Below are 15225 nucleotides of genomic sequence, written 5' to 3' on the forward strand. Positions count from 1 at the left end.
GCGTGTGAGGGAACTTTTAAGGAAGGAGGAGAAAGACGGGATATGGAGATTACAGGGGTGCCGGCAGACCGCAGGCGCAAAAAAATAATCAGAAAGGCCTTCCTTCTGCTCTTGGGCGTGCTGCTCTTCTTCACCTTTTTCAGCAATACGCTGCAGTCCTTGACCTTGCCCAAAGTGACGACGGTCAAACCGGAGAGCCGTAGCCTTGAATTCACGCTGGAGGGCAGCGGGATGCTGCGGCCTGTGAGCGAAGCGCAGCTTCTGAATTCCAGCGGATGGAAGGTCCGGCAGATTCTTGTGAAGGAGGGGGACAAGGTCAAGAAGGGGCAGAAGCTGATTCTCTATGACAGCCAGACTGCTGAATCAGAGCTGCAGGATGAAATCACGCTCCTGGACAAGCAGAAGATCGAACAGCAAACTCTGCAGGATCAGTTCATTCAGACGTACCTGGAGGGGGATGAGCTTCAGATTCGCAGGGCCAGACGAGAGATTGAGGCGGGCAAGATTGACCAGGCCATGCAGACGCGTAAAATTGCTGATCTGAGAGAAAAGTTAACCAGTGAGCAGCAACTGAAGGCTCCATTCGACGGGATTGTAACCACGGTGAATGCCATTCCGGAGATGCTGTCTGCGGGGGAGCCGGATCTGGTCATCTCCAATAGCAGCAAGGGGTATCAATTTGATTTTACGGCGGATGCGGAGCTGTTATCCAGTCTCGGGGTCTCCTTAGGAGAGAAGCTAGAGGTGGAGGTTCAGAGTTCGGAGGGGCCACAGGTCCGCTCCGAACAGGGGAAGGTTACGGAGATCAAGGATGTTCAGGCGCGTATCGGCAGCTCACCTGCTGAGGAGAACGGCAAGACGGAGGAAATCCCTCAAAAGAATGTTTTTATGGTGCTGGAGGATGATTCGCTTAAGGGGGGGGAGCAGGTTCAGATCAAGCTGAAGAAGCCGTCTCTTCAAGAGGGGCTGGTGGTCCCGAGTAAGGCTATCCACCAGACAGGGGAGCGCAGCTATGTGTACAAGATCGAGGAGCAGAGGGGGGCATTAGGCAATGTGTTTGTTGCCCGCGAAGTTCAGATCCGGTCCAGTACCACCAATGGTATAGACAGCGTCATCCAAACGGATAGCCTGTATGAAGATGAAATGATTATTCTGGAGAGCAGTGAGCCCTTACAGGACGGGAATCGCGTACGTCTCCAGTAAGCAGCAGTTGTACGACATACAATACGAAGAATCTTAGGAGGTATTTATAAATGAAGATGAAGAAGAGTTGGCTGGGCATGAGCCTTGCTTTTACCACCCTAATGACTGCATGCAGCCCTGGGAGCAGCGGGGAAGCTTCGAGCACAGGCGGGAAGACGGTCGTTACGTTATCCGTTGAGCTGGACACTGAATTCTACCGTGCTGTAGAGCAGAAGTTTGAAAAGGTCTATCCTGAGATTGATTTGCAGATTCAGGCTTACAAGGGGATCGGCGAGACTATGGAAGGGCCGGATTATGAGAAATATTTGAAAAGCACCGCTACGGCCCTGCTCTCGGGAAAAGGAGCCGACATTTATGAAACCGGCAGCCTGCCTGTCAGTGAATATGTGAACAAGCAGCTATTTCTTAATATGGAGGATTACTTGAAGCAGTCGCAAACCCTGAAGCAGGATAATCTTGCAATGAATGTATTGAATGCCCTGAAGCTGAATGGCGGCACCTATATCATTCCTTCGGGGTACAATCTGAGAGCGTTCATTGGAGATGGGGAAGCGCTCAAGCACACGAACGTAGACGATAAGAGCTGGACTTGGCAGGAATTCAATGCGATTGTCAAATCAATGATTGAAGCCGAGGAGAAGGCAGGCTCCGGTCATCGCTATGCGATCTCGGAGAATCCGCCGGAGGTCCTTCTTCAGGAGATGGTGGTGGACGGCTATAACCAGTTTGTAGATTCTGCTGCGCGGACAGCCAAGTTTGATTCCCCTGCATTCATATTTATGATGAGGCAAATTAAAGAGATGTATGACGATAAAGTGATGACCTCGAAGCCGGCGGAAGCCGGGAATCAATTGTTCTATTCCGCCGTTCTGCAAACCCCGGCCGATTTCGTCAATGTTCCGTATACTTATTTTGCCAATCCAAAGCTGCTGCATAAGCCACATAGCGGAAGCTCCGGCGCCATGCGGATTATTCCGACCTCTACATTTGCGATACAGGCCAAATCGCCGGTTGCAGATCATGCCTGGAAGTTCATAGAGTTCCTGCTCTCTGAGGAAGCGCAGTCCCTCCAGAGCAGAGAAGGCTTCTCCCTGCTCCAATCGGTGAATGACAAGCAGCTCAGTGAGCTTCAGCAGCAGGTGAAGAGCAGAACGTATAAGCTCCCAAGCGGCATGCCTGTAAGTGTGCCTGACGGGCAGTTCAAGGAGTTTCAAGAGCTGATGAATACTGCGGATAACTTCGCCATGCTGGATTTCAAGATTCTCTCCATTCTCGGAGAAGAGATGGGCGCCTTCTTCAGCGGACAGAAGACAGCGGAGGAAGTGGCGAAGCTGATTCAGAATAAGGCGACCACATACCTGAACGAATAGATCTAGGCCTAGGAGGGTTCCGGTATGAAGAGAGTCACTATTCTGATCGCAGAGGACGAGAAAGATATTGCCGACCTGGTGGCCCTGCATTTGCAGAAGGAAGGGTATCACTGTATCAAAGTATCTGATGGCCAAGCGGCGGTGCAGGCAATTCAATCACAGTCCATCGACCTGGCGATCCTGGATATTATGATGCCGGAGCTGGACGGGTACGAGGTCACCCGCCAGGTGCGGGTGAAGCATAATCTGCCGATTATTTTTTTGAGTGCCAAGACCTCTGATTTCGATAAGATTACCGGTCTAGTGATGGGAGCTGACGATTATATGATTAAGCCCTTCAATCCTATGGAGCTGTTGGCCCGTGTCAATTCTCAATTGCGGCGTTCCCTGCAGTTCAGCCAGCCTCCGGCGGCCCATCTGACTTCAGTTCTGGAGCTGGGCGGGCTCATCATCTCCCCTGACCGGCACACCGTTACGCTGTATGGAGAAGAGATTGACCTCACACCCAAGGAATTCGACATCCTCTATTTGCTGGCGAGCCACTCCAAGCAGGTGTTTAGTGCAGAGAGCATATTTCAGCGGGTATGGGGCGAAGCGTACTATGAAAGCGGCAATACCGTGATGGTACATATCCGCACCCTGCGCAGGAAGCTGGGAGAGGATCAGAATAAGGACCGGTTCATCAAAACCATCTGGGGTGTCGGGTACACATTCAATGCCTAAGAGACTCCGGGGCTTCAGAGCCAGATTGGTCCAGTTACTGGGTGTAAGCATGCTCTTGTCAGGCAGTATGATCTATGGACTGTTTAAGCTGCTCCAGCTCTATTACGCCGGGGTCCGGTGGGAGGACCCGGAGGCAGAATTACGCCGGATGATCTTCAGGATCGGAGATTTCAATGTGTTCCTGATGCTGTTTATCCCCTTGATGCTGATATTCTTCTTCAAGTTCACCCAGCCGTACATCCGCTATCTTGACGAGATATCCAAGGGCATTCATCATCTGGCTAACGGAGAATTTCAGAATCAGGTGCAGATCGCCTCCAGGGATGAGTTCAGCGCAATCGCCGAGGATCTGAATGTGGCAGGGGCTAAACTGCAGGAGGCGGTCAAGAGGGGCGATTTCGCCGAGAGCAGCAAGGACCAGCTTGTCGTCAATTTGGCGCATGATCTGCGTACACCGCTCACCTCCGTGCTCGGGTATCTGGATCTGATTCTTAAGGATAAGCAATTGCCTATTGAGACGATCAGACATTTCGCTACCATTGCCTTCACCAAGTCCCAGCGGCTGGAGAAGCTGATTGACGGGCTGTTCGAGATCACCAGGATGAACTATGGCACGCTGCCTATGGTGAAGACACACCTGGATCTCAGCGAGCTGCTGAGACAATTGAACGAGGAGCTGTACCCGGTATTCGAGCGGAATGGCCTGACCTCCCGGCTGAATGTTACTCCGGGCTTAAGCGTCTATGGAGATGGGGATCTGCTGGTACGTGTACTAGGGAATCTGCTGACCAATGCCGCCCGTTATGGACAAGAAGGTGTGTATGTGGATATTAAAGGCCGTCTCGATTCAGGCGTAGTAGTGGTTGAGGTGATCAATTATGGAAATCCCATTCCGCCGGAAGAGCAGCCGCATATCTTCGAGATGTATTATTCGGGGGACCGGGCGCGGACACATCAGGAGGGCGGCACCGGTCTCGGTCTGTTCATTGCACGCAATATCGTAGAGCAGCATGAGGGGAGTTTGTCTGTAGAGAGTAATGAAATATGGACAAGGTTCGAGATGCGGCTGCCGCAAGCTTAAGCGAAGTTAAGGGAGGAGAGAATCATGTATCATTCCACGAGAAAATATGCTGTCGCCATGCTAAGCCTGGCGGTTCTTAGCCAATCCATCGCCTTCGGAGCCTATACGGCAGCGGCCGGACCTTCAGCGGGAACCGCGGCTTCAGCCGCCGTGTCCACGCTGGAGGGACTGGGGGCGGTCTCATTGAAGAGTGGCGTGAGTGTGAAGCTGCTGGACGCATCTCTTCAGCCCCAGGAGAGCGGGAATATTCTTACGTACACCTTGAATTACCACAACGGGAGCAGCAGCAACGTAAGCTTAATCGATTATTTCTCCAAGGTCACCACTTCAGGCGGCGCTGTTATTCAGGGCAAACCGGTGACAAGCAGTGCTGCAATCAAGTCCATTCCGGCGAATAGCAGCCAGCCGGTGACGTATTACGTCAATGCGGGTCAGGCTGCCAAAATAAACGGAGTCAGCATCTCCCTATTCGGCTGGGACTTCAGTCAGGCGAATTACCAGAAGAAGCTCGGGATGTTTACAATTCCGGGCTCCTACTCCACGGTAATCGCCAGAGGCCAGAGCAAGAAGCTGGTCCTGGGAGAGATGCCGGTTATCAGCAAGGCGGAAAGCCTGCAGATTGTTAAAACGAACGGAAAAGTGTACGCCAGGGTTGGGATGACCTTGTCCAATTTGGGTGCCAAGGTTCTTAAGGATACAGGCCTCAAGGGATATCTGGTATCCTCGGGCGGTTCCAGGTTTGAGCTGAACGCTGACCATGCTGATTACCCGATTCAGCCCAAGGAGAAAAGAACCCTGTACTATCTGGCAGACCTCCCTTCCTATACGAAGCTGGATAATATGTCCCTGCAATTTGTCCAGGAAGACAGCACGCTGCAAGTGAAACTTCCAGTTGCTCAATATAAGCTGCCCGCAGCGGAATTGCCTAACTTCACCGTACCCGTTAACGCAGTCGCCAAGCTCAAGGTGGGTAACCATACGATTGAGACCGGACTGGCAAGCGCGGCGGTGTATGCAGAGGACAATTTGGCAAAATGGAGCCTGAAGTTCCGTGTGCGGAACACAGGCAACCAGGCGGTGACCCTGCCGGATTACCCGTTCAGCCTAATCGCTTCCGAGGGATATAGCTATCCTGTGAGTAATGAAGCGCTTACGGGTCTGACGCTTAAGCCACTGGAAGAGCAGACGGTAGAACTCAGCGCAGAGTTGCCTCTGAAGCTGAATCAGGGCGTTCTCCAGCTACAGATGACTGAGCCGGCTGAAGCGAACCGGATCGCCTTCCCGGCGGCCTATTTTCAGATTCCGTATTCCTTGCAGCCGGATCACCTGCTGGCGACTGAATATCCTGTGCAGAATAGTCTGGGTAGCTTCGTAGTGAAGCTCGAATCGGTAGAACGCCTGCCGTGGTCGGACCAGGATCAGATAGTGACCAAGGTCAGCCTCCGGAACACAGGTGTGGCGAGTGTACAACTCCCGGCGCTTACAGCTCTTCTAAAGGCGGGAGATATGGATATCAGCGGCACTTCGCAGATGGTGATCGACGGTTCAAAGAGCCAGTTGGCTCCGCAGGAAACAGCGGTGCTGTATATCGCAGGGAACCTTCCTTATTCCTATAATCTCACGAAGCTGAAGATTATCCTCCAGTATGCTTCGGGAGAGGCCAAGGCGAATTTCCTTACACTTTTCACCAGCCAGTTGGGTAATACCTTAAGAACCGTTGCGGCCGGAGAGCCGTTCCAGTTTGAGCTGACCGGGAAGAAAGCAGAGGTTCTGGAGAGACAGACACGGATATATCCCGGCGCGGATTCCAAGCTGGTCTATACCGAGCTGGTGATGACAAACGAGGAATTACGGAGAACCCAGCCCGCGCAATTGGTGGGCTATTACCGGACCCCGGATCATCAGTATTTCGAAGCGGTAATCTCGCAGTCCGCCGCGGCCTTGAATGCCAAGGAGAAAAGTCTCGTGACTGTCTGGAGCAAGCTTCCGCCGGAGATCAATGCTTCGGAGCTAACCCTCTATCTCGGGGAAGGAATCTCTGGAGGCAAGCTGACCGCACCCGGGGGAGCGCCGACCGCCTACATTCATACCGTGGGCCTTGAGCTTAACCCGGCGAATCCCGCACCGCAGCCGTCCCTTCAGAAGCTGGAGCTGTTCCCGTACTCCCTGTCCGTGACCCAGGCTACAGCCACGATGCCCGAAGACCGGGAGTCCATAGAGGCACAGATGAACTACCGCGTAACCCGCAGTGAGCAGTATGTTACTGCAGCGAACGAACATAAGCTTGTGGTCCAGCTGATCGATCCGTTCGGACAGCCCTCGGAGAAGCTTCTCTCTCTGGGCGAAGAACCGGCCGGAGCCTTAGGCAGCTTGTCCTTCTCGCTGAACAACAAAGCGTATAAGACCCTTACCGGCGGAACGGTGCGGGTGAATATCTATGATGAGTTCCAAGGGAAGCGGATTCTGCTGGGAAGCCAGAGCTATCCTGTTACTTATGAGCGGACTGCTCCCCGGAGGACAGAGGTGGTTCAGGAACCCTCTTTCCCCGTTAACTGATGAATCGTTCGAAAATAAGGGATGTCGGGTATAGAAAGATGGAGTATCTGGAACTGAATCAATAGCATAGATGACAACAGCGGCAGTCTAAGACTTTATTTATTAAGTCTTGGTCTGCCGCTGTTTTTTATTAGAAGATATACACAATTTATCATATACGAATTGAATTAAATAATTTTAAGACTATTAATTTAAAACATTTATGATATAATCGTAAATATTACGATTAAGGCTTTGGAGTTGAACGCCATTAAACAATATCTCTTACAACGCGTATTGCAGCTCATTCCCGTGCTGCTGGGCATCTCTGCCATTACCTTTGCGCTGATGCACTTAACACCCGGGGATCCGGCGGAGATCATGCTGCGTGCTGACGGCATTAAGCCTACACATGAAGCTATTGAGGCAACCAGACATGCTCTGGGTCTGGATGGGCCTATACATATGCAATATTTTCAGTGGTTGAACCGGGTGCTCCATCTCGATTTAGGTATATCTTACAGCAGCAGCCGTCCAGTGTTCACAGAGCTGATAAGCCGATTTCCGGCTACGGTACTGCTAAGTAGCTGTTCTGTATTGTCTGCTATTCTTATTGCCCTGCCTCTTGGAGTGGGATCTGCACTTTATCCCGGTAGAATGTTTGACCGGCTGGGAAGAGGTTGTGCACTGCTCAGTGTCTCCATGCCGGGATATTGGCTTAGTCTGCTCCTGATTTATTATGGTGCGGTGAAGTTTAAGCTGTTTCCTGTGATGGGAATGGATGGGGCAGCCAGTGTCATTCTGCCTGCATTTACATTGGGGTTTGGAATGGCAGGCGTCTACATCCGCTTGATCCGTTCTAGTCTCCTGGACGTTATGGGCAAGCGTTACATCACAGCAGCCAGGGCTAAGGGACTCCAGGAATGGAGAATCATCCTTCGGCATGCACTGCGTAATGCGCTTCTTCCGAGTCTTACCCTCCTTGGGGTTAATATAGCGGGATTATTGGGCGGTTCTGTTATTGTTGAAACTATTTTTTCCTGGCCGGGAATGGGCAAGTATGCCATCGAGGCGATTTTTGCCAAAGACTATATTGTCATTCAGGGTTACGTATTATGGATGGCTGTTGTCGTTGTCCTGATTAACCTGACAGTAGATTTGTTACATCTCCTGCTGGATCCGCGAATCAGGCTGCGGTGACGCTGTAGAAGGAGCGGATGATCATATTTCGTATTCCCTTATTTAAGAATAACGGAGCAAAGGTAGGAGCGGGTATCGTACTTGTGTTCATATGTGCCGGGCTCTTTGCCCCGTGGCTGTCTCCCTCTGATCCGCTGCAGATACATATGGAACATAAACTGGGTATGCCTTCCTGGCAATACCCGCTCGGTACCGATCATCTGGGACGCTGTGTGTTATCCCGGTTAATCTATGGGACCCGAACGTCCCTGTATTATTCGTTCATGGTGTTGATCGTTGTTTTTGCAATTAGCATCCCTGTCGGGCTCCTGGCAGGCTACGCCGGCGGCCGGATCGATCATTTGATTATGCGTATCATAGATATATTGCTTGCCTTTCCCAGCTTAATTCTATCCCTTGCCATTACTGCCATGCTGGGTCCCAGTATGAAGAATCTGTTAATCGCATTCGCTGCAGTCTGGTGGACCGGGTATGCCAGAGTGATACGCAGCATGGTGCTTCAAATCAAGGAAAGTGAATATATTACCGCCGCCAAAGCGTCAGGCACTTCTCATTCACAAATTATACTCAGGCATATTCTGCTGAACGCTGCCCGGCCTATTCTGGTTCTTGCTTCTATGGAAGTGGGTACGATTATGCTCTCCATTGCAGGTTTGTCCTTTCTGGGTTTGGGAGCTCAGCCGCCTGCACCGGAATGGGGAGTTATGCTGAACGACAGCCGTGCCTATATTCAGACAGAGCCGCGGCTGATGCTCTTCCCGGGTGTGATGATCATGCTGGCGGTTCTGGGCTTTAATCTGTTGGGAGAAGGCTTGCAGAGCTCAGAGCATAATATCAATGCTGCAGGGAAGCGGGGGTCCAGAACATGAGTGCAGAGACTGCGCTGCTGAAGGTCAGTCATCTACGCACCTGCTTCCACACAGGGAGTCATACCCTTGCGGCCGTAGATGATGTCAGTATCGAGGTGAGATCCCGGCAGATTGTCGCGCTGGTAGGCGAGAGCGGGAGCGGTAAAAGTGTTACGGCAATGTCCATCCTAGGCTTAGTAGATCCTCCTGGCATCGTTGAGAGCGGGGAAATCTGGCTTAAGGGCAACAATCTTCGGGAGTACTCCAGCCGTCAGTTAAGGAAGCTCCGGGGAACCGAGATGGCTGCTATCTTTCAAGATCCTATGAATGCACTGAATCCGGTGCTTACCATCGGCAGGCAGATCATGGAGACGATTAAACTGCATAAGCGGGTATCGGGAAAAGAGGCGAAGCGGCTTGCCATGAGGCAGATGCAGCAGGCAGGTCTTGGCGATCCGGAGCAGCTTTTCAATCAGTATCCTTTTCAAATTAGCGGGGGGATGTGTCAAAGGGTAATGATCGCCATCGCACTGGTTACCGGTGCACACTTGCTTATTGCCGATGAGCCTACAACGGCCCTGGATGTAACCATTCAAGCCCAGATTCTTGAAGAACTGGACAGAATCAGATGCACGAATGATGTCGGCATTCTGTTCATTACGCATGATCTCGGTGTGGTTGCAGAGCTTGCAGATTATGTGTATGTGATGAAGTCCGGGAAGATCGTGGAATCGGGCAATGTGTTTGACATTTTCTCTAATCCGGTGCATCCCTATACTAAATACTTAATGGATTGCAGATAACAACGATAATATTACATCGACGAAATGGATGTGGTGAACTTGAGGCTGTTGGAGGCGGTAAGCCTGAATAAAAGATACGGGACGGAAAGGGGGTGGTTCACACGTAATGCCAGGAGTGTCCATGCCGTCAACAACTTGTCCCTCCGTCTAGAGAGCGGCGAGACCCTTGGACTAGTAGGGGAAAGCGGCTGTGGTAAGAGCACTTTGGCCAGACTCCTGCTGGGACTGGAGAAACCGTCCTCCGGAAGAGTTCTATACAAGAACGAGGATTATACGGACTGGAGCTTCAGCGGGATGCGCATGATCCGCAGGAAGATGCAGATGGTATTTCAGAATAGCCTGGCTTCATTTAATCCAATGTTTACAGTGGAGCAGATTATCGGGGAGCCACTTCGGAATTACGGAGAGCGTAAGGCCGGAGCCCGCAGGGCCACGATAGCAGACACCCTTGAGCTGGTTGGACTTGAACGGCAGCATATTCACCGTTATCCGCATGAACTCAGCGGCGGACAGCAGCAGAGGGTTGGAATTGCGCGGGCGATTGCGCTGCGGCCGGAGCTGATCATCTGTGATGAACCGTTCTCGAGTCTTGACGTTACCTTACGTAAGCAGATGATGGATCTGCTGCTGGCGTTGAAGCACGAGCTGGGATTATCCTATGTATTCATTACGCATGACTTGTCAGTTGTAAACCGGTTTTGCGACAGTGTGGCTGTGATGCATCAAGGGGCAATTGTGGAGAAGCAATCGGGCGCACAAATGTTGCGTCAAGCAGACCACCCGTATACAAGAACATTGCTCTCTTCGGTACCTGTGCAGGACCCCCGTTTAAGGAAGAAGAGACCAGGGACAGAGTGGCATACCAGCCATGACTTTGATGTTAAGTAAAGAAAGGGTGTACCATGAATGAGAAAGAATCCTAAGACAACAAGCCTATTATCCAAATCATTATTCTTCCTGCTTCTTGTAATAATTATGGTGATATCCGGGTGTAGCAGTAATAACAGCCCGTCTACAGCTGATGCCAATCAGCCTGCGAATAACGAGGCCGCACAAGATCTTGCTATCCAGGAGAAGGTTGTCACTGTTGCCATATCCTCTGATCCCGGTATAGACCGCTTAGATGCCGGGGCCTATGACGGTTCGATGAATGTGCACGCGATGATCTATGACGGATTAGTGGAGTATGGTGAAAGGGGCGAAATTCTGCCAGCGCTTGCGGAGTCTTGGGATATTTCTGAAGACGGAAAAGTATATACGTTCCAGCTCCGAAAGGACGTCAAGTTCTCTGACGGTACGGCGTTTAATGCCGCTGCGGTTAAATTCTCCTTCGAACGCTGGATCAAGGATCCGGCCAATTCATTAAATGTGGCTACGGCAATGGAGTCCCTTGACGTTGTGGACGAACATACGATTACAATGACATTCAACAAAGCCTATTATCCGTTCTTAACGGAGTTATCCTTTGCCAGACCGGTGCGGATGATCAGCCCTTCTGCTGTGGAGCCTGCCGGGGATATTACGGGTACATTTATCAAAGCGATCGGAACTGGCGCCTGGATGGCAGAGAGCTACACAACAGATCAGGAAGCCGTACTTGTCCGGAATCCGAATTATTGGGGAGAAATGCCGAAGCTCTCCAAAATTATCCTGAAGGTCGTCCCTGACCCGCAGTCCAGAGTACTGGCACTGCAAAGCGGGGATGTTGACATTGCTGGAGGCCAATTGGGTAAAATCCCGGTGGAAAGTGTGCCGGTAATCGAAGCAGCTCCCTCATTAAGTCTGCAAAAAGCACCAGGAACTAACTCTCATTTCATGATCTTTAATTATAATACGCCTGCTCTTCAGGATCTGAATGTCCGCAAAGCGATCAATCTGGCAATCAATAAAAAAAGCATAGTCGAAGATCTCATGGACGGCATCGGCAGTGAAGCCCAAGGCTTGTTCCCGCTGACGGTCCCTTATGTAACGGAGTCCAATAATACCTGGTACGGCTTCGATCCGCAGGAAGCGGAGCAGCTGCTGGCAGCAGCCGGCTACACGGATACGGACGGAGACGGGATTGCCGAGAAGGACGGATTACCGCTAGAGCTCAATTTCGTGCTGCAGCAGGCTGAATATCCGGAATGGAAATCCATCAGTGAGCTGATTCAGTCTGAGCTAAGGGAGATTGGCATTGCCGTCAATCTTCAGATGCTTGAGCCGAATGCCTACTACGATGCGTTGTGGACAAGCAAAGCCTATGATCTGATCATGTACCGGACTTATGATGATGCCTATAATCCGCATGCGTTCCTGTTGTCCCTGTTCCATGCAACAGCTGAAGCCCCTGCAGTGGTATGGTCTGATGCTGCATTGGAATCACAAATTGACACCGCAGTAGAAGCAACCGACCTTCAGGAACGTCAGAGCGCATATGACTCTATTTTCTCCAAAATGTATCAGGAGGCTATGTTTGCAGCTATATATTTCCCTGATGATATATTGGCAGTAAATAATAGAGTAACCGGATTCCGGCCGGGGTACACCACCTTTACGCCAATCTTCTGGAACCAGCTGGACATAGGTGAAGAATGATGCTGAAAGAGATTTCGAAATACTGGACTTCAAGCTCGGAGAGTTATGACAAAGTCATACAGACGCAATTCCGCAGCCCCAAAACCATCAGCCTCTGGAAGCAGCTGCTTATGAAAGGGCTGGGGACAAAACCCGGGCAAAAGGTGCTGGATGTAGGAACAGGCCCCGGATTTTTCTCCATCCTCTTATCACAGATGGGTCATCTGCCTACAGCCTTGGATGCTTCTCCGGGAATGATTGAAAGAGCTTCACGGAATTTCAAAAGTTACGGATACCAGGTTCCGGCTTATGTCGGTGATGCTGCCGGCTTGGATATGGAGCTAGAAGATAGCTTCGATGCAGTGGTCTGCAGGGATGTGGTATGGACGCTGCCTGATCCGCAGCGGGCATATGCCGAATGGTACCGGGTGCTGAAACCGGGCGGGACCTTGATTATTTTTGACGGCAACTATTTATATAAAGAGAGCAAGACTGTATTCCGCAGACTTTGGTATGCCTTATCCTGGACACTGATCCTGCTTACAGAACAAAGAATCCGCCAGCGGAGCAGTCAAGATAAGGAGCTGTTAAGCGGGCTGCCCTTTGTTAATGTACTGCGGCCTGAAGCTGATGTGGCCGCGCTGGGACAGGCCGGGTTCCGCAGCATTGATGTTCAGCGGAACTTTATCCCTGGCCGTGCGATGCCGCTGAATTATTTGAAATACGGCTATCAGAATGTTAACCGGTTCATGATACTTGCCAAGAAGGAGTGAATGATTGATGAGTATACAACAAGAGGTGGAAATGTATTGGGAAGGCGAAGCGGGGCTATATAGTGAAGGTATTCAAAAGGAGCTTAACGGATTCCAGCGGGAAGCCTGGCTGAAGCTTATCCTCGCCCATGCACCACAGAAGGAAAGATTGCATGTACTTGATATAGGCTGCGGCCCCGGCTTCTTCTCGGTGATTCTCTCAAGTGCCGGGCATCTGGTTACTGCGATTGATTGCACCGACAATATGCTGGAAGAAGCGCGGGCCCACACCAGCCGGGAGGGTGTGACGGTTACTTTCCGCAAGATGGATTCGCACAGGCTTGACTTTGCTGCGGAGAGCTTCGATCTGATCGTGTGCCGCAATGTCACCTGGAGCCTCACCCATCCGCAGTCAGCCTACAAAGAGTGGAGAAGAGTCCTTAAGCCGGGAGGACGGCTGCTGGTCTTTGATGCCAACTGGAATCGTCATCTTTGGGACGAAGAGATGAAGCGGAAGCACGCAGAGGATCAGCAAGCCTATGTGGATAAGGGTTTCGGTGAGCTTCCGCATCATAAGGATATAGAGGAAACTGACCGTCTGAGCCTTGTTTTGCCCCTGACCAGAGAGTGGCGTCCAGAATGGGATATACGGACCCTCAAGGAAGAAGGATACTCCGTTATCTATGCTGAAGAGAATCTGAACGCCAAAGTACTGGACGAGAAACAGCAGGTCCTGAACCGGTCAACGCCGATGTTCATGATCTGTGCTGAGAAGTGACAAAGTACTCTTCAAACACCGATATGAAGGCACCTCAGGGTGCCTTTTTGAATACCCAAAAACCTTTCTCGAATGTTAGACTCAGACACTGCCCCCCGCGTGATCTCTTCCAACAGCCTGGAGGTAGTATTGTTCAATTGGATGAAGCATCTTCTGGTATCAAGTGCATCTGCTGCTGTGATGAAGGGACTATTCCACCTTCAACAGTTTGTTGCCCCTGTTCATTCGGATTGAATATTCGGGCCGTGGTTTCATCATCCATTCCTACTCCTGTATCCGTAATACTGACCTTAACCCGGTCACCAACAGTAGAGGCTTCAATAATAACCTCTCCTTGCTCCGTATACTTAATTGGGATAATCTTTTCTCATCTGCATATACGTGTGAGAGTATTGAAACAGTGTAAACGTCTTAACTGAACAAAAAATGAACGAATTTTGATTGTTGAAAAATGTGATAAAAGTCCAGAAACGCATTCCGGGAAGTGCGCTCACTTCGCGGATGCTGAATGCTCTAGAGAAAGAGCAGCTGAACAGCCTGTACACCAAAATAGAAACCAAATCCGACCAGTGACAGACCGGAGCATACAGAGATTGCTTTTAGCACCCGGACGGTCAGGAATTTGCGGAAAATGCTGGAGGCCGCTGCCATGGTGACATCCCAGAGCAGTATCCCCAGCACGATGGCTCCGCTGTACAGCAGCAGCTGGTGCATCGGGTACTGGCTTGCCGCTTCGGCCAATATTGATCCGTAAATGCCTAGCCAGAACAGAATAGAGAGGGGATTGAACAGTGACATCAGAAACCCGGATAGAAAGGATTTGAACAGGGAGGCTTCACTTCCTCTCAGTTCTGCTACCGAAACTTCACCCGAACTCTTGATGCTCTCCACCCCTGTGTAGACAAGGACAAAGAATCCGAACAGCCACAGAAAAGCCTTGACAAACGGAGCATCCAGCAAATGAATCATGCCGAAATAGACGAGCAGCATGTAAATAATATCTGCGCTGACTGCACCAAGGCCAACCGCCCAGGCGTGCAGAAATCCTCCGCGGAGACCCTTGTCCAGCTGTGCTGCGTTAATGGGACCGATGGGCGCCGAAAGGGATAACCCCAGAAAGATATAACCTACAAAAATGTTAATATTGTCCACCCCCGTTATACCGTTAGTTTATTCTGATAAAGGAGTTTGTAGGACAACCAAAATTTAAGGCCTGCGGAATCGCAGGCCTTAAATTTGTAAAATCAGTTTTGGAGAATCCAATCCATTGAGAGGGGTAACAAGAAGTTATAAGTAAGCTCCTTTATCTTTGAAATGGAAACAGGGTTAGCATTCCCGATAATCTGCAAAAATTGCAGAAATATTATCCCTTTGAA

Annotated in this window: 14 protein-coding genes; 12 read left to right on the forward strand and 2 right to left on the reverse strand. The window is 50.8% G+C overall.

What is annotated here, in order from left to right:
- The first annotated feature begins 42 nt into the window (after positions 1-42).
- The 12 genes from MKZ24_RS14295 to MKZ24_RS14350 all read left to right on the forward strand — a co-directional run bounded on the left by MKZ24_RS14295 (position 43) and on the right by MKZ24_RS14350 (position 13849).
- Positions 43-1203 (forward strand): efflux RND transporter periplasmic adaptor subunit, encoded by a 1161-nt coding sequence (locus MKZ24_RS14295; RefSeq protein WP_340783948.1) that lies wholly within the window; start codon positions 43-45, stop codon positions 1201-1203.
- A gap of 50 nt (positions 1204-1253) precedes the next feature.
- Positions 1254-2573 (forward strand): ABC transporter substrate-binding protein, encoded by a 1320-nt coding sequence (locus MKZ24_RS14300; RefSeq protein ID WP_340783950.1) that lies wholly within the window; start codon positions 1254-1256, stop codon positions 2571-2573.
- 24 nt (positions 2574-2597) lie between these two features.
- Positions 2598-3296 (forward strand): response regulator transcription factor, encoded by a 699-nt coding sequence (locus MKZ24_RS14305; protein WP_042238281.1) that lies wholly within the window; start codon positions 2598-2600, stop codon positions 3294-3296.
- Complete coding sequence (locus tag MKZ24_RS14310) at positions 3289-4377, forward strand: sensor histidine kinase (RefSeq protein WP_042238280.1); 1089 nt, start codon at positions 3289-3291, stop codon at positions 4375-4377. Before MKZ24_RS14305 ends, MKZ24_RS14310 begins: the two co-directional genes overlap by 8 nt.
- Before the next feature lie 24 nt (positions 4378-4401).
- A complete protein-coding gene (locus tag MKZ24_RS14315; RefSeq protein ID WP_340783953.1) occupies positions 4402-6933 on the forward strand; it encodes a hypothetical protein in 2532 nt (843 codons plus the stop codon).
- 240 nt (positions 6934-7173) lie between these two features.
- Positions 7174-8112: a nickel ABC transporter permease gene (gene nikB / locus MKZ24_RS14320; protein ID WP_231637699.1), complete on the forward strand. Its 939-nt coding sequence runs from the start codon at positions 7174-7176 to the stop codon at positions 8110-8112.
- 17 nt (positions 8113-8129) lie between these two features.
- Complete coding sequence (gene nikC / locus MKZ24_RS14325; protein ID WP_340783957.1) at positions 8130-8981, forward strand: nickel transporter permease; 852 nt, start codon at positions 8130-8132, stop codon at positions 8979-8981.
- Positions 8978-9763: an ABC transporter ATP-binding protein gene (locus tag MKZ24_RS14330; RefSeq protein ID WP_340783958.1), complete on the forward strand. Its 786-nt coding sequence runs from the start codon at positions 8978-8980 to the stop codon at positions 9761-9763. The genes nikC and MKZ24_RS14330 overlap by 4 nt, the downstream gene beginning before the upstream one ends.
- Positions 9764-9802: 39 nt before the next feature.
- The gene (locus tag MKZ24_RS14335) at positions 9803-10651 is read left to right on the forward strand and encodes an ATP-binding cassette domain-containing protein (RefSeq protein ID WP_340783961.1); all 849 of its coding nucleotides are present in this window, start codon (positions 9803-9805) and stop codon (positions 10649-10651) included.
- A gap of 18 nt (positions 10652-10669) precedes the next feature.
- Positions 10670-12340 carry a nickel ABC transporter substrate-binding protein gene (locus MKZ24_RS14340; protein WP_340783963.1) on the forward strand — a complete coding sequence of 557 codons (1671 nt, stop codon included), beginning with the start codon at positions 10670-10672 and terminating at the stop codon, positions 12338-12340.
- On the forward strand, positions 12337-13092 hold the full coding sequence (locus tag MKZ24_RS14345; RefSeq protein WP_340783965.1) for a class I SAM-dependent methyltransferase: 756 nt from the start codon (positions 12337-12339) through the stop codon (positions 13090-13092). The genes MKZ24_RS14340 and MKZ24_RS14345 overlap by 4 nt, the downstream gene beginning before the upstream one ends.
- A gap of 7 nt (positions 13093-13099) precedes the next feature.
- Entirely contained in the window at positions 13100-13849 is a 750-nt protein-coding gene (locus tag MKZ24_RS14350; protein ID WP_340783968.1) for a class I SAM-dependent methyltransferase, read from the forward strand.
- 133 nt (positions 13850-13982) lie between these two features.
- Here MKZ24_RS14350 and MKZ24_RS14355 read toward each other — a convergent pair whose 3' ends face one another.
- Together MKZ24_RS14355 and MKZ24_RS14360 are read right to left on the reverse strand one after the other, a co-directional pair.
- Positions 13983-14210, reverse strand: coding sequence for a sensor histidine kinase (locus MKZ24_RS14355; RefSeq protein ID WP_340790166.1), 228 nt, complete (start codon positions 14208-14210; stop codon positions 13983-13985).
- A 152-nt stretch (positions 14211-14362) separates the two neighbouring features.
- Entirely contained in the window at positions 14363-14992 is a 630-nt protein-coding gene (locus MKZ24_RS14360; protein ID WP_042243072.1) for a LysE family transporter, read from the reverse strand.
- Positions 14993-15225 lie beyond the last annotated feature (233 nt).

The sequence above is a fragment of the Paenibacillus sp. FSL R7-0297 genome (genome assembly GCF_038009025.1).
Taxonomy (GTDB): domain Bacteria; phylum Bacillota; class Bacilli; order Paenibacillales; family Paenibacillaceae; genus Paenibacillus_AQ.